The organism is Paenibacillus sp. 2KB_20, from assembly GCF_052115765.1.
Taxonomy (GTDB): domain Bacteria; phylum Bacillota; class Bacilli; order Paenibacillales; family Paenibacillaceae; genus Paenibacillus_AQ.
Map to the genome: position 1 here is coordinate 805202 of NZ_JBFRHH010000001.1, position 23250 is coordinate 828451.

The following is a 23250-nucleotide window of genomic DNA, read 5'->3' on the forward strand; positions in this document are numbered from 1 at the left end:
ACGACCTCCCGTAATAGAAACTATTCATCCATTAGAATTTCAACGCCTTTTAACTTAACCTGACCTTGGTCAATCGTTATACCAGCCTTGCCTTCCTTTGTAGACATATCGATTTGATTCCCAAGGAGCAGGATCGAATCAGACACCATTTCAATCTGCTTTCCAGTCTGAAGCTTTATCTTACTGTTACTGTTTAAAATAATGGTGCCTTCGTTGGTCAACGTTATCGATGCGCCGTTCTGCGCCCCGACGATCGTAATCTTGTCTTCCTCGAACATGATTTTCTGGCCTGTCTTAGTCAGGAAGAACTTCCTATCCGGGTTACTCATCAAGTCTTCTTTTATATCCGCATCATAGTGAATAACAGGCTGCAGCATTTCCTGCTTGACCACTGTCGTTGTGGTATGGCTGCCGCCAGTATTCTGACTTCCGCTCTGCTGCTGTCCGCCTCCTCCTGTTCCGGAATCCTGAGGAAGCTTCTTCCGTACACTGCTGAGCGCGATGCCTTCTGCCTCATTTGCACTTGGAAAATAAATACGCACATCATCGCCCTTCTCCGGCATGACGTACCACCCTGTCTGATCCTCCGAGGCATACATGGTCGAATAAGGAAACAAATACGCAGTTTGCTGGTTCCAATCCTGATCGTATTCCAGCTTCACCTTGACCTCATCGCGAACCACGACGGCTACTTTGCCTTGAATCGAGGCACCGATAATTTTGGTATTATTGACTCTTCTTTGATATCCAGCTCTCGGTAAGCAAAGCGTATATGTATGCGTAAGAACTCCACGAGACATTTCAGTGAGTACTTCAAACACGTGGAGTTGCTGATTTTTGAACGTGACTCTATCTCCCAATTCCAATTCCTGATTCAATACAATCTCATAGCAGATGAAATCCTGCTCGCTAAGGCCGGACTCTTTTGGGTCTCCCGTATTCTTAAAAGCAAGTAAATCTTTATACACCCGATAATGGGTTGCCTCAATTTGTCCTCGGTCGCTATGGTCGGGGATGCCAAGATAGAAACAAATGCTGTCGCGCGAAGCGATGGGAACAAGAGGAGCATGATACCGAGATGCCAGACGCTTTAGGAACTGCCAGTCTGTCTCCTGATATTGCAATGTGAATCCATTCAGAGTTCGCTGTTCGGAAAACGTATTACCGATATAAGCTCTCGAATAAGGCGCGGCGATATGCTTCATCACTTGTTCAATCTGCTGCGACTTGTCCTGAAAAGCACGGTACTCCAGCTTGATATCCATAGCATATGTATGAGACGCAGCCTCAGCCTCCAGCCAATAGACTTCCCGATCTACCTTAATGTGCAACTTGAGCAGCATACCGTGAAACAGCGTCTTTTTTGCCCCCTTTTGATCGTAGTAGAGCAGTTCTACGGGGGTGTGCTCGTTGGCCATTCTCATATATTGCTCTTCCATCTCTTCAGGAATAATACCGCTGAAGGTTAGTCTCGCATGGTCATTGATCTTCTTCACCAGCTTCACGTCATGCAGCTTCATCTCAAACGGAGCAATTTTCAAGGTATCATACGCAACGATCAAGCTTGACATATACTTCATCTCCTTTGCTTACTTCTTTTCCTCTATCTGTAGGCCGACCGCACCAAACTTCCCTAATCCACGATCACCCGCTGGCCGCCGCCCGGGATCATGCCCATCTTACCGCCACCACCCCGGACGCCGTCCAGGATACGGCTCAGGTACTTATGGATCTCCACGTTGGTGTACTCCCTGCTGCTCATGCCAAGACGGTTCGCCATATAGTGCAAGATGACGTCCCGAGCGAGGGTTCCCTCGTTCATGCACATCATCGTAAACATGAAGTCCTGCGGATCGCCGCTTCCCTTGCGTATCATTTCCTCTGCGAAGCAGCGCAGGATAACCGGGGACAAGGTGCTTTTGCCGTAAGCCGCATAGCGGACATGCAAAACATTCACGGTATTAAATTCAGTCGCCAGGTCCCGGAAGCCCTGGTAGTCCTGCCGCAGCCGGGCGCCTTCCTTGAGCTTGAAGCGGCACAACTCGAGCTCGGAGGCACCCGTCTCCATCTGTTCGTCGATCACGATCTCACTGCGATACGTCCGCCAGTCGCTGTCTTCTTCGCCTGCATGGAAACGAACCTTCAGCGCGGCCTCCCTCCCTGTAGCGCGGTACTTGGTGCTCACAGCATCTTTCAGCAAATATAAACGCCCCTGGTGCTTGACGATGCCGGGATGAACGGTCAAGGAATCTGCACCTACCTCAACATGGGCACCTGTAATGATGCCGTCCGTATATTCCTGATAGTAGACTTCTACAAATTCGCGTGGGAAATCCCGCAGATTTTCCAGCATCGCCGTCTTTAGGATCCGGCCCTTCTCAAACTTCGGTGCGATATGGTTAAACATTGCCTTCCCCTCCTTCCGGCTGTGACGTTTACGCGACTCTCCCGGTTAAGCTCTGTGTGATCAGATGACGTATCAAGGTTGGTGTCCCTCCATATGAACTCCGTGCAGGTGCAGGACAGGATTGGAAGTAAAGATCAGAAGCGGACTCCCCTACTTCATCCCGTCAAAAAAGTCCAGTTCCGACCGCTCATTCTCGAACGGGAACAGCTCCTTGCGGCCGAGCAGCAGCCCTTCGTCCTGGCGGGCGATCGGCAGCACGTGAAAGCCCCAGTGATTGTCATCCGCAAAGACGAAATACTTCGTCTCTCCGTTCACGATAGAGTCGGTATCGTCCTGCGGAATTTTATCCTGATAGACCGCCTGGATATCCTCATATTTCACGGACTCATAGTCCTTGATCCGGTTATGGTACACATAGCTGTGCCGCAGCGCGCCGTCCGATCCCCGCAGGAGGAACTCCACTTCCTGTGTGTGGTAAGGCCGGGAGATGAAGCCCAGCACCCGGTTCGTCCGTTCCAGGCTGGAAATTAGCTCCAGCTCGCGGCGGTCATGGGTGTATGCGCTGACCGAATACGGGATGACAGCGGCATGATTCGTAATGCTCGTCTCGATGACGCCGGCCTTCCGGGCATTCAGATAGCGGATCGCTCCGCGCAGGCAGGCCAGCTTCAGCTCGGGAACACGGCCTTCGACGGGTTTTTGCCGGAATTCGATGCTCCGTCCTGGCACAAACTCCTTCAGCGCCTCGCGAAACACCTCGATCCGGCAGGATTGACCGGTCAGCTTAATAATCGAATACTCGCCCAGCACGCCGTCCTGGTAGAATCCATCCAGAAATTTGCGCAGCACCTCGTAGATATCCCCTTTGATCAGTTGGGTAATTTCCTTGATATTGAACACAACATTCGGAATTTCATATTCATCCTTCAATTCACCGCCCCGCAACACCGACAGGAACCATCGCTCCATCGTCGTGATCTGCAGATCGTTATCCCGGCTGTCGTCCTCCTCTGCGTCGAAGCGGTTCCTCAGGATTCCGGTCTTGCGGAAAAACTGTTCCTTCATACCCTCGGCAATCTCCCACAAGAAATAAAAATTGCCGCGAACCCGGTAATACTCGTCCCGCGAGCGATTCTCGTACATTGAAAAGGCGGTCGGAATCATCGCCTCCGCCTCACGATAACGCCGCTCCAGTTCGGTATACACTGCGGCTACGCCGTTCTCATCCACTTCGCGGAACAAGTCGTTTGCCGGAATATCAATCAAATCATCGATATCCGTCACTCTGCGCCGCCCGCTTGTGTAATAATCCGCGAATATGATTTTCATAAACTGCATAATGCGATATGTAATGTTGTTGCCGCCAAAATGCGTATCCCCGTTCTCATACGTCGCATCCATCACGATGCGGTAGGACATATGCCCGTCCTCGACGCGGAAGCGGCAGGAAGATAAATCCGTCGTTCCGCCCCCGCAGTCGATCACGAGTGCTTTATACTCCGTCCCCTCCATGAATATATTCCGTTCCAGGCCGTCCGCAATTGTGTTGTACAGTACGGCCATCCCCTCATCCAGCGCCTCCTGCTGCTCAATTCGATAATCCGGCAAAATCTCGGCGAACATTTTAAGGAACGGAGCCTTCATCTTGACGGGACTCGAGAAATGCAGGTTCTTGAACTTGCATTTGAATTGATGTTCCGCCATCTGGATAACGTATTTCAAATACGCCTGGATGATATCCCGCCGCAGTACGGAAGCCGTATTTCCTTCGCTATCCATAATCTCGACTGGCTGGTTATAGCTGTTCACCCAGCGTTTAAGCCCCTGAAATACCGAGGCCCTACTGCTGTAGCTGCTGCGGCGGATATTCAACAACGCCTCATGGCCGAACTGGTATTTTACCGCTGCCGGGTCTGAGCAATCAGCTACGCTGACCGCGGTAGGCAGCGCCTCGAGCCATTCCGTTCTTCGGTACGTCGGATCGGGAAACTTCACGAAATTCACTTCATTGGATCGAATATGACCGTTTAACACATCAAGACTGCTCGGAGACTGCGCATACCCGTGGTATAAAAAAGCGCCGGCCGTCGTATTGGAAGTACCGAAATCGATCGCCAGCACGGCTTCCGTCTTTTGCAGCTCCCGTATGTCCAGCTCAGCCAGCGGAATTTTATAATATTGGATTTGAACGGGCGGCAGCGCCTGCGCCTGGTAATACGCCTTATACACGTATTCCGAATCACGCTTGCGTAGGAACAACAGGCTGTACTGGCGATTGGACGTGCGCTGCCATTCCATGCTGCTGTCCGCTGCCAAATAAAAGCTGCCCGCCTCGCCCTCCTCTTTGCGCAAATTAAGAATGCCGCAGAGCTCCATTCGGTCGTTGACGAGCAGTACATTGGACTCCGCTAATACCGCAGGGGCCTTCACCTTATAGCCATCACTTTTATCGATGGCGATGTTTGGATAAATGACGATGCGGGCCGGAACGCGAATGCCCCCGTCCCCTTGAAGCGAGGCCTGCATGTATTTGCGCATCACCGTCTTTACGCGCTCGAAGCCGCCTTCGCAGAAAGGGCCGATGAACATTTCTTCGTCCGCGCCCAAATACTTCAGGATGACGCGGATCATTTCTTCCCGGTCCAGCCGATGGCTAAGCCCCTCTACGAGCCGTTCCCGGTAGCAAATATTCCGCAGTTGGAAGGTGGTCATCTCCGTAAGCTCATCCTGCGTATATGAAACCTTCCCGCGCACCCGCTGTTGGCTGGTGGAATCCGTGTACAGTTTATAGCCCTTCATGCTTGATCAATTCCTCCTCCAAAATGGTTAGGGGCATCCTTAAAAAATACCTGTTCAAAAAGTCGAATTTTCAGCACCTAGAAGGTTGAGTGAAGTCAGGACTGAGAAACTACCTCTCTCTAATACATGGCGATGCGATCCTGGATCATTGTATCCGCGGCATCGATAATCCCCACATGGCAATCCCAATACACCTCGGTGCGGTAGCGAACCGGGAGGAACAGCTCCATAAGCAGCTCCAACTTCCGGCCGGCGAGCTCCGTCTTCTTCTGGCCGATGTAGAACAGCATCTCATCCTTCTCCTCGCTGTTGACATAAATCGTCGAGCGACGAAAAATTCGGCTTACCGTGCTTCGAAGCAGGTTCAGCGTCTCTCCCGTGTCATACATGCGGAGGATGGCGCAGGCGATCCACTCCCGTTCATCCCGCTCGAACAGACCGATCCGCTCCTTTACCCGCTCACCGAACGCCCCAGCTTCCAAATCCCGCAGTACGAATCGTATGTGATATTCCCGCTTATTCATGCCCTGCATGAAGTCCAGCTCCGCCAGGAAATGAATCAGAATATCAAACAACGTATGGCGGATCTCCTCATCTTCCGTCAAGTTGATGTTCAGCAAATCGCGGAATACATCGGAGAATCGATAGAACGGATTGACCTCAACCTCGACATGCTCGCCCGCAACGGCATTTAAATCCTCTAAGCTAAGCTCCATGTATGGCGAATACACCTTGGCCGGAAGGAAAGTAACATCCCGCTTATGAATTCCGGATTCCTGCGCCTGAACGAGCAAATCCCAAATGTAATTCAAGCCCATTCTCCTTCACAGCGATATTCGGGGAATGACATCTGGACTTGGGACACCAAAAAGCTCATCATATCCTCGGCTAAATAGCCCAACTCCTTGCCGGATTCCCGGTAGATGAATTTCAGGCACATCCGCCATTTTCCGTTATCCACCCGAACCTCATCCGTAATGAACCGGTTCAGCTCATAGGTCAGCGCGTTATTGGCGGAAGGGGGCCGAATCTCCACATCCACGAGCTCCAGCCATTCCGATACGGCAAAAGAATGGATAATCCGCACGATCTCGCCCTTGGAGCGAACGACCTGCCCTTGACTGCGGCCATAATTGCTGATGAAATCGTCCCGCTGCCTGTTCGACATCAGTGCGTAACTCAGCTTGCCCATGCCTGTACTAACCGGCTCCACCACCATCAATACCTGCCAGGAATCCGATTTATCGCGCGTCGATACAACGGTCAGTTCTTCCGGCGAACGCTTGATGTAACGAATGCTGTCGTCATTGGTATCGACCAGATAGCCATGCTGCAGCCCGCTTTTGCGCAGCGGCAGCACATGTTCGAAATTCACGCGATCCGCCGCCGGAACCGGGAATCCTCCCGTTTTCAGTTCCAGGCGCTGAATGTTCCAGAGCGGAACTAGATCCGTTCTTTTATATGCTTCGTATTCCTCCAGATGAACGGTGATCTCTTGAACTTCCTCTTCGACCGCCAGCTGTACGTCCCCCCCGATCAATACGACGTTCACGAATTTGTAAGCGTAAGGATGATTGATCGTTTTCCAAGGCAGGCCATTGCTTAGAAAAACATGATACAGCTTCTCGATTTCTCGTATGTATGCGGTATTTCGCTCCAGCTTGACTTGAATGACATGACGGCCCATATTCGTAACCAGCTCTCCGCGAAATGTCCGGTCACTGTAGAGCAGCTCCTGGATCATGGGGTATTTGCATTCCAGAAACAATGAGAATAACGGCTGCTTCTCTCCTTCGTTTAGACGGGCAACCAAATGATGCAGATCAATCCTGCGCGGCTCCGTATCCTCTGTAATCATCGGGAACAAATACTCGTGCAGGGGATCCCATTCCTCACGGCGGCACATCCCCACATACACATCGTATTTGCTGTCCTGATTGCCGACCTCCTCGAATACTCGCCGCTCAATCTGGCGGTTCAGCTCCTCCTGGTATTCGACCAGGCCGAGGAACACGCCGCTCATCAGATTGCGAAGCACCCGGCGCTGCTGCAAATCCTCCATTTTACTAAGCCGATCCATCACGATATCCTTCATGATCCCCCGCCTCCTTCCGGCGTAGCTGACCGATCCTGCCTGTCGCTCGTAGAACTTGCTGGGCTTGCTCCTGCCTCCTCAGATCCAGCGGTAGTACCCTGATTCACCGAACTTGGTCCTGATGAAGTTGATCCATCAGGCGAAGACGTGCCTCCTGAAGCTTGATCCTCGCTTCCTTCAATTCTAGTGGCTCGGTCCACATTTGATTCTGAAGCACCGCTCCACTCGGAAGTCCCGCCAGATCCATTGCTCCCGTACGATCCGTTATTTCCACTTGAGCCATTCTGTCCGTTCATTTCATTCCAATCGTTCATCCCGGACATGCCCGAAACGGGCATCCCTCCATCCGGAAGCGAAGACGAATCCAATTGCCCCGCCGCAGGCACGATGGGATTGCGCTTCTCGTCGGCCTTGGCAATTTTCCGCTCCATCGCCAGCACCCGCTCCAGCTTGTCGATCTCCTGGTAAATTTCTTGTGCCAGCGAATAAGCCTCAATGGCGGCGTTATAATCCAGTGCGGCTAGCGCGCGGTCACCTTTTTTCTCCAAATTGTCGGCCTTAAGCGTTTTGGTCTCCCGATAAATGGTATTGATTTTCCCCTCGGTCTCTTCCATCTTCGTCTCCAACTGCTTCTGACCGCTCGGATAATTCGCTTCAATCGCTGCCCTGTACGCCTTCTTGTATGTCTCAAGCGCGCGGGTGTAATCCTGATTCTGGAAGTGGATATCGCCTTCCTTTATGACTTCCGTCAGCTTGGCGACCGCCTCACTTCGCTCGATTCGCGCCTGAATATCCTCTACCTTGAACGGCTTGTACTTCTCCGCCTCACCCAGCGCTTTTGTATAACTGTCCAGTGCCATATCGAAGCTGCCGTCCTTCACGTATTCGTCCCCATCCGTCATGGCTTGGGCCACGCGCTGCTTGTTGCGAAGCAGTTGGAAATGCAGCTTGTCCTTCAGCTTGCTGGCCGCGTTCTTCGCTTCACTGTAAGCCTTAAGCGCCTTCGGGTAATCGCTGGCGGATGCGTATTCGTCACCCTCCTGCTCAAACTCGGTCATCTGCACGACCGTCTCGGCCAATTTAGCCGCCTGTCTAGCCTTCGCATACCAGATGCCTCCCCCGGCGATCACCATGGTGAGCAGCAGTATTGCGATGCGTATGATCCATTTCTTCCGGTTTTTGGGCTTCTCGGTAAACGTCTTGTTAGCGTAAACAGCGGCTGCAGTATAATTGTTCACCGTCTGCTGCTGCTTGCTGAGGACAATGTCCTCCAGCGTATCCGTCAAGCTGTCGGGATCACTCGATTCCGCCAGTGCATCGAGCATTTCCGGCAGCTCGACCTCTTCCCAAATTCCCGGTGTGCACAGAAGAAGCACATCTCCATCCGAAAGCGGAGTTTTATTTGAAATATAGGGTTCAAAACGATCTGGCCGACCCATATAACTCAACAAATTTCCTCGCTCCTCATGGCCGGAAAATCCTTCCTCAGACACCCTTCCGTCCTCCAGAAGCAACTGCGCCAGGCTCTGATCTTTGGAACGCAAATTCAGCCGACCGCCGCGAAAATGGTATAATCGCGCATGGCCACAGGTCGCCCACACCATCCGCGTATAATTTGTCACAACAACGAGCACGCTGGCTTTCAGCCGGACTCTGCGGCTTTCAAACTTCAACCACTCATGAGCTGTCTCCAAATCCTGCCGGATTTTTCTCCGTGACAAGGATGGCTTCTCCATAAAATTCTCCAGGATGACACTGACTGCCATTTTTGCGCTATGTGCCTCTCGATCCGTATCGAGACCATCCGCAATAACGTAGCAAGCCATGTCCTCAAGCTCCACGAAGGCAAAATAATCTCTGTTGTCGATATACGAACCCGCTTCGGAGACAAATGCGGTCTTGAAATCGCTGTTCTCCTTTCTCATGTGTTCCTCCGTTTCCCCCGACCTGCTGCGAGAATAATGATGTGTTAATCCATTTGCAAAATAATGACCGTTGCATTGTCCTGATGCTTGTAACTCTTGCGCTCAATCAAGCTGATCATCTCTTCCGCGGCATCCTGCGGCGGCAAGCCCCGCATCAATATCTGCTCCATCTCTACCTCGGTCAGCGCATCATAAACCCCGTCACTGCACAGAATGATCGTGTCATTTGCTTGCAAGGATACCGGATCGCCAACCTCCATGCTTTTAAAACCGCCATATCCCAAATAGTTAACCAGCTGGTTGCGATTCGGATTCTCCTTGGCTTCCTCCTTGCTGATTTCGCCGGATAGATACTTTTCCTCCAGCACCGTCTCCAGGGTATGCTTGGAATTGATCGGAATAAATTCGCCATCCCTAAACAGAATAATCATGCTGTCTCCAACCGCAGCCCAATGCAGTAATCCTCCGGACACGATGCCCACGACGAGCGTCGTTCCTCCGGTTTCCCCGCCAAGCTGCTCCAGGATTGCCCGGTTGCTGATCAGTGCCGCTTTGTGAAAATACTCGGGAATATCCGCCGGATCGTCCACCTTTAAGTACTCTCTCGAGAACACCGTAACGGCCAGCGTACTAGCCATTCGTCCATGCGACAACCCGCTAATGCCGTCGGCTATCACAGCCATCGTACCGATTTTCGTTGTCGAGCTTGAGAAGTAATCATCCTGCTCTTCCCGCTTGCCGATCGTCTGGGCATTCCCAATTTTGTTCGTTTCAATAATGTCTGGAATATACAGAAGTTCGCTATTCCCGGGCGTAGTTTCTACAGCGGGGCTCGTACGCAGCTTTTGCCGCATAACAAGCAATACGGCGACGGTGATCAGTGCAGCCGCAACGATTCCGTACGATTCGAAAAAACTCAAATCCTCCATCGTTACCATCCGTTCTTAACTGTTATCCCACTCAAAATGGGGTCCGCATAAAGGCACGAATACAAATTTACTGCGCCCGAGTTGGATTAAATCATAGGCGTTAAGCTCAGCCGGCGTGTATACCGCTTCGTTGTTGTGATAAGCAAGCCCTGAGGCATCGCCCGGCAGCAAATAAAAATTTCGCTTCTTCGGATCGTAGACGATCACGGCATGATTGCGTCTAGACACCGCGTTATCCCCGATAAGCCGAATCTGCATTTCCTCCGCGCGGCCGATGAAATTTTTCTCCGCCATAATACGGTAATCCTGTCCCATCTGCGGGCCCTCGACACATACCAACCAGCCGGTTACCGGCTGAATTCCCGTCGTCTCCCCCAGATAAGGCATCGTCTTCTCTTCCATATCCTCCGCGACCTGGGGTCTGCGTGATTCGTTCCGCGAAGGCTGCTCTAGCGTCGTATTGCAATATGGACAAGTGTTGCCATGCTTTCTCGTACTGAACATGTGTCCATTCAGGCATCTCGTCAAGCTCATCTTCGATTCAATCCCCCATTTGTAGGTAAGTGTGTTCTCCGTTATTTCACTAACAACCGCGTATTAGCAATAAAGATCATATCCCCTGTACCAATCTCTACAGGCTCTTCGACAACAAGCCGATTCGCCTCGCTGCGTCCTGCTTTGCGGATGCCTGTCCCGCTGTGGGAATCCGCATCTTCAATGAACCACTGATCGCCAACGCGATTCAGGACAGCATGCTCGGAGCTGACAAGCGACGCATACTCGCAGTCCGACAAATCTATGTCAACCTCGCCGCGCTGCGTGTTTTTTCCGATCAGGACTGAGGTTTCTCCCTTGACGTACCATTCCTTCACGCGCTCTCCGTCATCATCGAGCAGCACGATCTTCACGACAGCTTCCCTCGCTACCAGTGGTTTATCGTTGGAACGACCACTGGTCCAAATCAACACGCCTGCAATCACGGCCGATGCCGCGACGATGGACATTTGCAATGTATAATGCAAAGGACGGAGCAGGGCATACAGCACCATACCGGCTAATATTCCGTATATCAACAGATCAATAAGTGTAATCCATTTGTGGTTCTCCGGCTTCAAGTCGCTCCCCCCGTCAATGTATGTAGGCAATATCGGTTATTTTTTATAGCCAAAAAATTGATTGAACATCGCTGAAGTATCCAGCGGATTCTTATCGTTTGCTTCCTTATCCTGCGAATCTGACCGCCCCTTGGGCGACGACATGCCAAAAAACTGCTCAAATTGCTTGTGTATCTCAGCCGGATCAAAACCTTCCGACTCCACCTTCGCCGACGATGTGCCAGACGATTTCCGTCCGCCCTGTCCTGCCTGCGCCCTGCCATTTTGCTGCCTTGAGGATGGATTGGCACTAGTCTGCCTCTCGTCGTAAGCTGCACGAAGCTGCTCATCGCTTAAGGTCTCGTAAGCTTCAACAATCAGCTTGAACTTGGCTTCCGCTTCTGCATTCCCGGGATTGACGTCCGGATGATAACGCTTGGCCAGCCTGCGATAGGCTTGCCGAACCTCGGCTGTCGTGGACTGCCTAGAAACTCCGAGCTCTGTGTAGTAATCGGTACCATTCAACGCGATTTCCCCGCTTTCGCTTATGCCTTTATCGGCCTGATCAAAGAGCACCTGACTTGCTTTCGTGCTTTTTCCCACTGTCGGCAGGTTGTCACTACTGCAGCCTTTCTTATCTCAAGTGGGCGTTCGCACAAGGTATAGTAAATCTCAAGGGGCCTGGCCCCTTGAGATTACTTGCTGCCCTGGTACTATGAGTGCAATGAATTAATTGCTTGCGTCGTAACCGCCGTTAAGCTTAGCCAACTCGGTTTTGTCTTTCTTCTGTTTCACGTACAGCTCGAAAGTACCTACACCTTCGGTGTCGCCGAATGTTTCTTTGTAATCCACCACAAAAGCGTTAGGGAATGTAATTTCCCGAACCACTTGATCCGCTGCGATCACTTCAAGCGTCAGCTTGCGGTAGCAATCCGCCTTTTCTGCAGGAACCAAAGACCACAGCGCCAGCTTCAGCGTGTCATCCGCTTTGTCACCGTCCGTGGCAGTGATGATTTTACCGCTGATTTTCAATGTGGAACCAACATCAGTTGATCTAGCATTTGAATCATCCGGTGTATCCGTGTCATAAACCACTTTCTGAATGTTGTCCAATCCGAGCTCGATCGTTTCGGCTCCTTCTACCTTCAATCTGAATCCCATACGTAAATCCTCCTTAGCATAAGTGAAATTATTTGTTCGGGCAGATGTTCTTGCCCAAAATTTATGTAACGAGACGAACCGTTGAAGGATCGTCTCCCACATACAGATTAAGTTGATGCTTCAGCACCGAGAGGTTGAATGAAGCTAGGGACTGAGGAGCGGAGCGTAGGCAAACCTACGTGAGCACCGGAAGGCCCGGCTGAATTCAAGATTCGATGCCGAGTATTCCCTCAGTTCCTGCTTCGTGATCAAACTCCCCTTTGAATTTCCTCTAGACAACTTTTCAGCACCGAGAAGATTGGATGAAGACGGGACTGAGGAGCGGAGCGTAGGCAAAACCTACGTGAGCACCGGAAGTTTCGGCTGAATTCAATATTCGACGCCGAGTATTCCCTCAGTTCCCGCTTCGTGATCAAAAGTTGACTTAGGCTTTGACTGGACTGGTGCCTTTGGTAATCATAACTTCCAAATTCTTCACATTGCCGTTATAGATCAGATCAATGTGACACAGGTTGTTCTTCTCGTCGATCACATAATTCATGTCATCGCCGTCATGAATAATTGAATTTATGAAACCGCGCTTGGCCAGCCACATGCTCTTCTGGCTGCTCGGATTGTTACTGAAAAATTTAATGATGTTCTCATGCTTGAAGTCGGCCGTCTGGAAGCGAAGAATCCGCTCTATGTATGTGCTGACCAGTGTTTTGTAAATGGAGTCGAACCCGTCCTCCGACGCAGCTAGGCTTCTCGCCTTGTACACCGTAATCCGGCGGATATCCTTGCCTTGCAGCTGAGCGTTCTCCGAGGAGAAAATAAAGCCGAAGTTCTTCCGGTTAATCGAATCCTTGATCGTATTCGTAAATCCGGTAATTTCCTTCGCCATCGTCGTGACCGCCCGCAGGCTGTTCTCGCCAGCTTCAATGTCAAAACGAACGCCAGGGAACTCTTTGCTCGTGTTCTTGAAGGATTCCTTCAAGTACTCCGGACATTGATAGGCTGAGACGATACCCGCAGCCACATACGAGGCCCCAACATAAACACCCTCGATCCAGAGCTTGAGAATGTCTTCCTTTTCCTTGGAGAGCTGGGCTCCGTTCTCGGTCTGAACCATGCGGCTATCGATGATTACGCCCGACTTTTCCTTCGGAATGACCGTAAAGTTCGGAATACATGGAATTGCATATTCACTGTACTCTTTACGGAGGAGCGGCGTGCATTTATCGATGTATTTATCGATTCCTGCAGTAGCCATATTGTTGAACGTCGTCTCTTCTCCCGATTCGAAGCTGAAGAAGATTTGCACCTTGAAGTCTTTGACAACCTGCATGAGCATCGACAAGGATTCCATGGTGTTGCCGTCCTGCTTAGCAATTTTCTCGTTGCCCTTGAAGCGCTCGCGGGTTACCTTCACCTTGCCGGCACTCTCCAGCTCTACGGAAGGGACGATGCCGAACCAGATCGTATCCGAGAAATCATTCTTGGAGTTGACCGTGTTCAAATAAGTCTCCAAACGAGGGATATTGGCGCTTTTCACGATCATATCCAGCTTGGTATTCGTCACGAGCAGCGAAGGTGCCATCCCTTTGTTCTTGACGGCATATTGATCAAAAAACATTTTGACGCCGAGAATTTTCTCCACCAGCGGCTTCACGGTTTTGACGAAATCATCCTTAGCCGTTTTGTAGAATTCCAAATACGTGTTGTAGTTCTGTACCTCTGTCTCAAGATTCACTTCCGTGCTTACCGCAGGCAGCGGACTAAAGGTTCGTACAACCAAATCCTTAACATAACCGGATGGAGTTTCCGTGATGGAGTTGTAATCGTCTTCGAAGACAACCGCCAAACCATTGGAGCTGTTCTCGTCCAGCAGCACGAGTTCCGTGCTGTCCCCCTTCGGAGCCTCGATGATTTTCAACTCCCCGCTCTCCCCGATCGTCAGCATTCCGATTTGCACCGCTTCGGAATCGCTTTCCTCGTTGGAGCTGCCGAGCAGCAGACGCGTCTTAATATCCTCGATCGCCAGTGGAAGCATAGCCATCACGTTGTTGTAATTGGCACTTGCCTCTTCGAACATCGCGTTCAGTTTGTCGCCCATATCCAGCTTTTTCGGATCCTCGTCATCCAGCTTCTCGTATTGTCCGTACATGTAATGGATTTCCTTACGAACCTGACGAATGTCATCCATGACCTTCTTCGGCGAAATCATGTCGAGCAAATGCTCAAACTTGAAATCGACGTTCGTCATTCCTTGGCTGCGTTTCGTGTCGATCAGTGTGAACAACATTTTTAAGAAATCATTGTGTTGATCAATCCGGATTTCGGAAATCGCCTCCTCGGCGATTCCTTCGGGCTTCTTCAGCATGTAGACGACTTTTTGGTTAGCCGCATTGAAAAATGAGTACACCGTCGGCGAGAACTTGTCCAAAAATTCATCGAAGCTTCGCACTAAAAGCTGGCTATTGATCTCCTTGATTTTGTCGTCGCTCAGACTATCAATGCCTTTAACATCGCCCACAATGGTGATCAGGTCCAGCTTCTCGGGATTGATCTCTTCGAACAGCATCGTTCGATTGGTCTGATTGATAATATCCATTGTCGTTATTCCTCCTCCCGTTTCTAAAAAGCGCAGCCGGCCTGATGAAGACCCCGGATTCTTTCCCATGCCGGACGCTTGCACTACTGATTTTTCTCGACGGCATCCGACTATCGTATGGGATACCTAGGTCGTATGACCGGGACGAGTTTCACTGTACCCGGGTCTCGAGGGTAATATTAAACATCGCTCATATCAATTGTCAATATCTTGAATTGATGATGAATATAGGGACTTAAGAACCTTTCATCCATCATCTTGAGGAAAATATATCCAATCAAAGACCTATTTTTTGGAATAATATACAATAAACAAGGCCCAATTCCGATATAAGTTTGAATATACATATTTGAGCGACTATTTCCGCTCTATTCCAATACTATATAGTACATAAGGCGGGTATCGGTAAATGAAGAAAAAAAGGCAAAAACAGACTTCAGGCACTTTTTTATTCACTAGGACTTTTATCCTGATTTTTCTTTTCATGTTTTTTACGACAAATTTTCACAATTCATTCCCTGTTTCTGCAAATTCCTTACAAAAAAATCACACCGATGCTTTTGATGCGGTCTTTGTTCTGGATACAAGCTATTCTATGAATCATGCTGACCCCAACAAAATGGCGAACGAAGTGATTCATATGTTCATGGACATGAGCGAAGCGAGCCGGACGAGAATCGGCTTTGTAGCCTACAATCATCAAATTGTGGATTCCAAACCGCTGACCTCCATTTCGGTAGCGGCGAACAAGACAGAGCTCAAACAAAAAATAGCCGGACTCCGCAGAAGCGGATATACCGATTTAGGATTAGGGCTAAACACAGGCGGGAACTTGATTTCATCCAAGTCGGAAGGAGAGGGCAGCGGACGTAAGCCGTTCGTCATTCTTCTTTCTGACGGAGAAACAGATTTTGGGCCAGCTTCCCGGTCTCAACGAACTGCTGCCGATTCGGCTAAGGACGTAGACAAAGCTATTTCAAAAGCGCAGAAGGATGGATACCCGATCTACACGATCGGACTGAACCACGACGGCACCGTCAATCCTGAGGAATTGGAGCGCATCGCGAATGAAACTGGCGGCGCCTCTTATATGACCAGTAGTGCTGACGATTTGCCTGAAATTTTCAACCGGATATTCGCGGCTCAAATGAGATCCGTGCTGCTTCCGGTAGCTGGCGTTACGGCGACGGGGCAGTTGCAAGAGGTACAAGTCGACATTCCCAATTCAAGTATGGGAGAAGCCAACATTATTTTGCTTTCCGAGCATCCACTCAAGGAGACGCAGCTTTTCTACAGCTCAGAGAATATACGTATGTTCAAATCAGGGAGCTACACGCTGATCAAGGTATCTCAGCCCAAGAAAGGCACGGCCAAGCTTAAATTTAGGGGCACATCAGGGGATCTTGTAAAAATAAATTTGCTCGGAAGCTATGAGCTGGAAGCCAAAGCGGCAATCACGAGCAAAGCCGCCATCAAGGGTCAGCCTACGGGTATCGAGGCTTATTTCATCCATCCGGCTACAAATGAGCAATTAATGGAGCAGGAAGTGTATCAGTCTCTGCAAGGGCAGCTTGTCGTGACGAATCTGGAGACGAATAAGGAAGTTGTTGTAGATATGAAGAACGAGGGCACACGCTTTTATGCCGAATACATCTTTTCCACCTCAGGAAAATACAAATGGCAGGTAAAAATGGACGGTCCGAGCTTCTATCGGCACAGTATCGTCCAAGATCAGAATATTGTGAATATAGCGCCCTCCGTCCATGGCAGAGAACAACTAGAGGTCATCAAAGAAGATGGTCAAGTCGTTCTGGACATGAACGATTTATTCCTTGATGAGAACGGGGATGATTTAACTTACACCATGAACAGCGGCCACAAGCCAAATAAAATGCTGACCCCTGAGCTTAAGAACGGGGAACTGCTTTTGTCTCCGCTTCAAACGGGACAGACCCAAATTACGGTAACTGCTGCCGATTCGGAAGGCGGCTCGGCTACGGCGATATTAACCGTTAACGTCAAATCGAAATACACCGTGCTTAAATGGTCTATCGCCGGAGGAATTGTTCTTCTTGCCATTGCCGTCGGTTTATTTATGTGGCTGCGTCCGAAGCCGGGCTTTGCCGGCAAGCTGGAAGGATATTTTCTGGCAACGGCCAGCGGCAGTGAAGTGCCGGTCAAATCATGGCCGCTCACCTCTTTTGGGGGACGTAAGGTAAGTCTGCTGGAGCTATTCGTAAGCCTTGATGTACATGAGCCGCTTCCGGAAGCGCAACAAATTGTATTCACCCCGGGCAAAGACGGTAAGCTGATCGTAAAGAACACATCACGTTGTTCACTTGTTCGCAACCGTACGCCGCTGCCGATGAATAAAAAAGAAATCCTCGAATATAATGACAAATTGTACATTACATTCGAGGACGGTATAACTGAAATCGAGCTGCGTTACAAGGCCATTAAGCCGGCTACAAATATTTTTATCCGGAACGAATCCACCGGCGAGCAGACGGGCTAGTCACATATTCCATCGTAATCGCAGCCTTGAACCATTTAAGAGAAGAACAGCGTTTGTCCGGCTCAACGATCAAGCCGCGTCGGATGGCTCGGGACAGAAACGGCCAACGGCGCTTCAACCCCGTGCCCATCGGCTCCAGCCGATCATCGAACAATCGCTTGCGAACATCTGTGGGCGCCGTGCCGCGGCAGCAATAATACAACAATGCAGCCAAGCTGTATATATCGCTTACCGGCCCTTGACGAGATTGTTCGGAATAAAGCTCGAGTGGCGAATACCCGGCTGTTGTCAGAATCGGGTAGCCGCCGCTGCCGTCAAAACGAATGGCTGAACCGAAATCGAGCAGCTTCGCGCGCCTCTGGTGATCAATGATAATATTGCCCGGCTTTAAGTCACGATGAATGATTCCTTGCTTATGCAGATGTTCCAGCGTCTCAATCAAGGGAAGCATCGTCTTGTACAGAAAGCCGGGCTCAACTCTATCTGGACGTCCCTCAATCATTTCTGCCAATGTAACCCCTTCTATAAACTCCATAACAATATAGACGGTCTCATTTTGTTCAAATTGACCCATAAAGCGGACAATACCGGGATGCTCACAGTCCTTCAAAATCTTTCCTTCATTAATAAATGCATTCCTTAAAGCTTCATACTTATCATCCGGCACTCCCGATAACCGGCGTACAGAGCTGCCATCTTTCCCTCTACGTACTAACGATTTAGGGAAGAACTCCTTGATCACGAACTTCATATCCTTCTCTTCGCATCTGACCGCGTATACGATGGCCAGTTCGCTTGCAGAAATCTTACTGCGAACCCGGTAAGTCAGTGACGATCCTGACTCCCTGCTGTACAATCTATAATTGCGGCGCAGTCCATTCCCCTCGTTTTCCATCATTGCTTTACTCACTGTCAACCTCCACGAACGTTTTAAAGAAGAACTTGGTTGTTATGTTTTTTGCGACTAATATCAAACAACCTATATATGTAATATCCTCATCTTACCAATTTCTCAACAAATTGACCATGCATGATCTGATATATGTTCTCTCAAAATATCCCCCTCACCGGCGAGTAAATATATTGAATTCTTCTTGCGCCCTCAAGGGTTTGAGTCAATATTCCGGGTGCGAAAGTTGAGTAACAATATACTCGTTATTTTTTCTCTTGAAAAACTCATAATTCCAAGTATAATACTTGGTATAAAGATAATTAGGAGTTTGCTAAGGGGGCTTTCAACTTGGATCCATGCGATAAAGAACCGACATCTCTGACCCTTGATGATTATCTGGATCTTCTCAGTTTGGCTATACGCTTGGAAGATCGGAAGTGGCAAGCGGACATTGTTCGTACACTTCGCCACATGCAGGAACCTCAGGGCGAGAAACAAGCGAAGTCGGAGGAATGCACGGAACATGAGCTGTGGCAATGCATGAACCAAATCAATGACCGCATGTTTGCCCTTTACAATGAACTGAAAGCAACGGATGATAAAGATAAACAGCGGAAGCTGCTCGACCAGATGTGGGAACTTAAAATTGCCCGGGTTGAGGTTTTCCGCAAAATACGCTCGATATATTAATAACAAACAAAGACGATAACTCCTTCTGGAGTATCGTCTTTGTTTGTTATTGATGACCTTTCGCTATGATAAATCCAAATAATAATACGCAAATTCTTCATCCTGCACATACCCTGCGGATGCATACAATTGCTGAGCAGTCACGTTATGAAGCTGCGTGGACAGGGTCAGCCCCTTAGCTCCGGTCTGAAGGGCGTGCGCTTGGGTTTGATGGAGCAGTTTCCTTCCGATACCAAGTCCGCGATATTCGGAATCCACGTATAGATCATTCAAGATCCACAACCTGGACATCGATAGCGATGAGAAGGACGGATATAACTGCAGAAAGCCAGCCGTGACCAGGGTTCCCCCACTATTGTAATCCGCTAAATACATAACGGAATCACCTCGAGTCAGTCTCTCCCTGATATATTCCTCGGCCCCGTTTAAATCATCTTCTCGCTTATAGAATTGACGATACTGATTAAACAGAGCGGCTGCCTTATCCAAATCCTTCAGCTCTGCTTGATATATATGAATCTCTGCTTTCAAATCACGCACATCCTTTACATCCGACGTTATTCCAAGTTTACTGGATGCCGGTCAAGGTTTGGAATGCAGAAAACCACGAATGGTTTGCACGCAACTTCATTCTCAGGCAGCCAGGATGCTATTGCCCTTGGTGATACAGCGCCCTGTATTCCTCCTCCAGCATGCTCATTATTATAGAGTCATGGTAACGATGCTGGTAGTACAATGCGTCTCGCTGAACCCCTTCACGCTTGAAGCCCACTTTCTCATAAGCCTTGATGGCACGCTCGTTATAATCAAACACCTGCAGCTCGATCCGGTGAAGATGAAGGATTCCGAAGGCGTATTCAAGCAAGAGCTTGATGGCTTCCGGTCCGTACCCCTTGCCGAGATGCTCGCCCTTATCAAGGGCGATGCGAATATTCGCATTCCGGTTAACGTAATCAATATCCAGCAGCGCGATATCGCCAATAATCTGATCGCTATCCGATAAAGCGATTAGCAGCAGGATGGTGTCGTGATTACCGGATTTCTCCTCGATATACCGACGTACCTCTTCCAGCGTAAAAGCCCGCTTCGTCCCGGTCAGCCTCCGCATTTCCGGATTAAACAGCATTTGAAAATACTCTGCGGTATCCTCTTCTCCAAAGGGACGCAAGTAGATCCGCTCGCCTTCAAGAAACCGTACCGGCTTCGTATTTGTTATAGATGAGTTCATGTCGATTGTAACCTCCCGTTTCCTCTGGAACTAAAAATCCCTTATACTATATCAAGAAATTGACCATATCCAAATATGCAGATTCGAATATTTATAAAGGACAGATGAGATGAAACAGGTTCCGGTAAATCAAACAGAAATCACATTATTGCTGGATGATTCCAGCGTTCCCCTGTATGTACAATTGTATCGATATATGAAACAACAGATATCCGCCGGGCATTGGCTTCATGCAAGCCGTCTCCCATCGGTTCGAAGGCTTGCCGAGCTGCTTGGCATTAGCACCACCCCCATTGAAATGGCTTATCAGCAGCTGCTTGCTGAAGGCTTTATTGCGAGCAAGCCACGGAGCGGATATTTTGTGCAATGGCTAGCCGATGTTCCTTTTGCGCTTCCCGTGGAATCGGCTTATCCCAAGGGACCTATACTCAAACGACACCATTACTTTAAATATGACTTTCATATGTCCAAAAATGAATACGAATACTTCCCGATGACCGAGTGGAGAAAAGCCTATAACCGTTGCTTGCAGGAAAACAGCACGGCCGACATGCTGTTCTATGGGGATCCGCAGGGTGAAGAAGGGCTGCGTTGCCAGATTGCCAACTATGCCAAACATTTTCGCGGGGTAGCCTGTACGCCTGAACAGGTGATTATCGGCTCTGATCCTTTCCCTCTGCTTGATTTGATCAGCAGACTGCTTCTTCCTTACGGAAAGTCCATCGCTGTTGAGAACCCCTGTTATCCACAGCAGCCGGAGGTTTTCCGGCAGAAGGGGTATGATGTCATTCCAATCCCCGTGCTGGAGGATGGGATCAGTCAGCATGAATTGCAGAGCAGCGGGGCAGCATTCGTAACCGTCTCCCCCTCCCACCAGTTCCCCACCGGCGTCATTATGCCCATCTCCCGCAGGTTGGCGCTGCTGCAATGGGCACAAGAAACTGGAGGTTTTATTATTGAAGATGACGCTGACGGTGAGTTCCGATACTATGGAAGACCGATTCCGAGCCTCCAAGGGCTGATGCCCGACAGTCGTGTAATATACCTGGGCGGATTCTCGCAGGTACTGTCCCCTGCGCTTGGAGTCAAATATATGATATTGCCGAAGGTTCTGCTGCCGGATTATCACCGATTAAAGTTCCAGCTCTTTCTCGACTGTACGGCCTCTAAGCTGAATCAGATGACACTGGAGCGCTTTTTGCGGGAGGGCTATGTTGAACGACATTTGCGAAAAATGAGGATGATACTCCGTAGGAAGCATGATCGCCTGATCGGTTCTATTCAACGTCACTTTGGTGAACATGCTCAAATATCGGGTACAGGCTCCGGGTTTCACCTCATGCTTCATCTCAACCATCCGTTATCCGAAGAGGATCTGCAAACGTTAGCCGAAGCAAGGGGAATCCGCGTAAGCTCCGCTGCCTATACGCGAATGCTTCCTGCCAATGAGCAAAGCGGATCGGATCGTAGATCATTCATTCTTGGCTTCGGCGGATTGAAAGAAGATGAGATTGAAGCAGGCATAGAGCGGCTTGCTGACTGTTGGCTGGGAGCGGTCTCCCTCTAAATATCATAACAACATGAAAAAAGCTGTCCTCTCATTTACCAAAAGGGACAGCTTTTTGATATGTTAGTCTGTATGCCCTTTAAGGCAAACTATAAATCATCCATTAACGTATCAGCACTTAAACTGCACGACCGACAATGACCAAGTCCCGCTTGATGCCGTCAAGCTCCGCAACCCCGGGGAGAAGCCCCCATTGATCAAAGCCAAACTTCTTCAACAGCTTAAGGCTTGGTTCATTATGGCCGAATACAAATCCAACCAGATTACTGACGTGAAGGCGCGGACACTCCTCGATTGCCTTCTGAATCAATATACTGCCGGCACCAATGCCGCGATATTTCTCGTTTACGTATATGCTGATCTCAGCTGTGCCGTTATAAGCCGGACGACCATAAAAGGATTGAAAGCTCATCCATGCAACCATCCCGTCATCGGACCGCATGACCCACAGCGGACGAAAATCGTTGCTGTGCTCTTCAAACCACTCTATACGGCTCTCCACCGTAACCGGCTCCAGATCGGCGGTTACTTTTCTGCCTGAGATCGTCGAATTGTAAATGTCCACAATAGCCGGCAAATCCTCTTTGACGGCATAATCGATACGGTATTGTTGCGTCACGATGTCCTACCTCCGAATAGATGCGTAATCTTTTTGTACGAGATCTATTGTACAAGAGGCAGCGGAAAAACGCTTCTTTTTTTTCAAGCGGCATTAATTCACGAAAGTGTTGCGCACTCGCTTGGAACGGATAAAATAAGGGATCCAGATACAGGCGTATAAAATGGACCGGGTAACTTCACGCATGAATGTCCCATTATCCCCCTGAGCCAGGATTTCGATTTGGCTGACTGCGACATAGTCCACTATGCTGGTCAGCAGACTAAATAAAATATAACCGATCATCAATTTGGGAAACGCCCTTTTTTTGCGATACAGCAAAAATAAAGCAAAGACTAATGCAATAACAAACACCACATTAACCACGGTCTCAAAAAGGATTAGCTGGATAAGCGAACGATTATAAGCAGGTGATCCTTTATCGGTAAACATACTCCATATCTCCGGCTCAAACACCGGGAAAATATGATTAAACAGCAGGTATGTGATCGTGATCAATGAAAAATAAATGGAGATCTGGACCAAAACCAGCCAGCCTCCGAGCCCTTCAACACTCGGCTTTAAGAAATATTGAGGTGCCTGGCCTTGTGCTGAAGCAGTGTTACTCTCCTGAACTTGATTCGGATCCATTCGAGTGTAATTCCTCCCATATAGCATGTAATTTTTTACTCCAAAACATTATATAGGAAGATCAAGCCTATAATAAAGGAAAACTTTACTTACGCGATTGAACGCG

Annotated in this window: 20 protein-coding genes; 3 read left to right on the plus strand and 17 right to left on the minus strand. The window is 49.4% G+C overall.

All coding sequences use genetic code 11. The annotated features are described in order from the left end of the window. Nucleotides 1–20 precede the first annotated feature (20 nt). The 12 genes from AB4124_RS03740 to AB4124_RS03795 form a co-directional block, all read right to left on the minus strand. On the minus strand, nt 21–1571 hold the full coding sequence (locus AB4124_RS03740; RefSeq protein WP_441971210.1) for a contractile injection system protein, VgrG/Pvc8 family: 1551 nt from the start codon (nt 1569–1571) through the stop codon (nt 21–23). 62 nt (nt 1572–1633) lie between these two features. Then, nucleotides 1634–2407 (minus strand): DNA and RNA helicase, encoded by a 774-nt coding sequence (locus tag AB4124_RS03745; RefSeq protein WP_441971212.1) that lies wholly within the window; start codon nt 2405–2407, stop codon nt 1634–1636. Nucleotides 2408–2557: 150 nt separating this feature from the next. Beyond that, on the minus strand, nt 2558–5206 hold the full coding sequence (locus tag AB4124_RS03750; RefSeq protein WP_441971214.1) for a molecular chaperone: 2649 nt from the start codon (nt 5204–5206) through the stop codon (nt 2558–2560). Nucleotides 5207–5325: 119 nt separating this feature from the next. After that, nucleotides 5326–6024, minus strand: coding sequence for an iron-dependent peroxidase (locus tag AB4124_RS03755; RefSeq protein WP_441971215.1), 699 nt, complete (start codon nt 6022–6024; stop codon nt 5326–5328). Next, the gene (locus AB4124_RS03760) at nt 6015–7301 is read right to left on the minus strand and encodes a normocyte-binding protein (protein WP_339267604.1); all 1287 of its coding nucleotides are present in this window, start codon (nt 7299–7301) and stop codon (nt 6015–6017) included. The genes AB4124_RS03755 and AB4124_RS03760 overlap by 10 nt, the downstream gene beginning before the upstream one ends. Next, entirely contained in the window at nt 7298–9226 is a 1929-nt protein-coding gene (locus tag AB4124_RS03765; RefSeq protein ID WP_441971217.1) for a serine/threonine protein phosphatase, read from the minus strand. Before AB4124_RS03765 ends, AB4124_RS03760 begins: the two co-directional genes overlap by 4 nt. Before the next feature lie 44 nt (nt 9227–9270). Beyond that, nucleotides 9271–10155 (minus strand): PP2C family protein-serine/threonine phosphatase, encoded by an 885-nt coding sequence (locus AB4124_RS03770; RefSeq protein ID WP_441971219.1) that lies wholly within the window; start codon nt 10153–10155, stop codon nt 9271–9273. A 15-nt stretch (nt 10156–10170) separates the two neighbouring features. Further along, the gene (locus AB4124_RS03775) at nt 10171–10689 is read right to left on the minus strand and encodes an FHA domain-containing protein (protein ID WP_076324588.1); all 519 of its coding nucleotides are present in this window, start codon (nt 10687–10689) and stop codon (nt 10171–10173) included. Nucleotides 10690–10730: 41 nt separating this feature from the next. After that, complete coding sequence (locus tag AB4124_RS03780; protein WP_441971220.1) at nt 10731–11270, minus strand: FHA domain-containing protein; 540 nt, start codon at nt 11268–11270, stop codon at nt 10731–10733. Between the two features lie 36 nt (nt 11271–11306). Beyond that, a complete protein-coding gene (locus tag AB4124_RS03785) occupies nt 11307–11852 on the minus strand; it encodes a J domain-containing protein (protein ID WP_441971222.1) in 546 nt (181 codons plus the stop codon). A 126-nt stretch (nt 11853–11978) separates the two neighbouring features. Further along, a complete protein-coding gene (locus AB4124_RS03790; protein ID WP_339267612.1) occupies nt 11979–12410 on the minus strand; it encodes a membrane-associated protease 1 in 432 nt (143 codons plus the stop codon). 424 nt (nt 12411–12834) lie between these two features. Beyond that, nucleotides 12835–15003 carry a transcriptional regulator gene (locus AB4124_RS03795; protein ID WP_098748623.1) on the minus strand — a complete coding sequence of 723 codons (2169 nt, stop codon included), beginning with the start codon at nt 15001–15003 and terminating at the stop codon, nt 12835–12837. Nucleotides 15004–15487: 484 nt separating this feature from the next. On the opposite strand from AB4124_RS03795, the gene AB4124_RS03800 reads away from it, so the two are divergent. Further along, nucleotides 15488–17518, plus strand: coding sequence for a VWA domain-containing protein (locus AB4124_RS03800; protein ID WP_430113339.1), 2031 nt, complete (start codon nt 15488–15490; stop codon nt 17516–17518). Here the strand turns inward: AB4124_RS03800 and AB4124_RS03805 are convergent. Beyond that, nucleotides 17481–18428 (minus strand): serine/threonine protein kinase, encoded by a 948-nt coding sequence (locus AB4124_RS03805; RefSeq protein WP_339267617.1) that lies wholly within the window; start codon nt 18426–18428, stop codon nt 17481–17483. The genes AB4124_RS03800 and AB4124_RS03805 overlap by 38 nt on opposite strands. 330 nt (nt 18429–18758) lie before the next feature. Here AB4124_RS03805 and AB4124_RS03810 point away from each other — a divergent pair, with 330 nt between their 5' ends. Next, entirely contained in the window at nt 18759–19100 is a 342-nt protein-coding gene (locus tag AB4124_RS03810; protein ID WP_098748625.1) for a hypothetical protein, read from the plus strand. Between the two features lie 63 nt (nt 19101–19163). On the opposite strand, the gene AB4124_RS03815 is transcribed toward AB4124_RS03810, so the two are convergent. Further along, nucleotides 19164–19640: a GNAT family N-acetyltransferase gene (locus AB4124_RS03815; protein ID WP_441971225.1), complete on the minus strand. Its 477-nt coding sequence runs from the start codon at nt 19638–19640 to the stop codon at nt 19164–19166. A 109-nt stretch (nt 19641–19749) separates the two neighbouring features. Next, nucleotides 19750–20328 (minus strand): GNAT family N-acetyltransferase, encoded by a 579-nt coding sequence (locus AB4124_RS03820; protein ID WP_430113341.1) that lies wholly within the window; start codon nt 20326–20328, stop codon nt 19750–19752. Between the two features lie 109 nt (nt 20329–20437). Here AB4124_RS03820 and pdxR point away from each other — a divergent pair, with 109 nt between their 5' ends. Continuing rightward, nucleotides 20438–21895: a MocR-like pyridoxine biosynthesis transcription factor PdxR gene (pdxR, locus tag AB4124_RS03825; RefSeq protein ID WP_441971227.1), complete on the plus strand. Its 1458-nt coding sequence runs from the start codon at nt 20438–20440 to the stop codon at nt 21893–21895. A 118-nt stretch (nt 21896–22013) separates the two neighbouring features. On the opposite strand, the gene AB4124_RS03830 is transcribed toward pdxR, so the two are convergent. Together AB4124_RS03830 and AB4124_RS03835 are read right to left on the minus strand one after the other, a co-directional pair. Beyond that, nucleotides 22014–22514, minus strand: a complete 501-nt coding sequence (locus AB4124_RS03830) for a GNAT family N-acetyltransferase (RefSeq protein WP_339267624.1) — start codon at nt 22512–22514, stop codon at nt 22014–22016. Between the two features lie 93 nt (nt 22515–22607). After that, nucleotides 22608–23144 (minus strand): DUF2569 domain-containing protein, encoded by a 537-nt coding sequence (locus AB4124_RS03835; RefSeq protein WP_441971230.1) that lies wholly within the window; start codon nt 23142–23144, stop codon nt 22608–22610. Nucleotides 23145–23250: the final 106 nt, after the last annotated feature.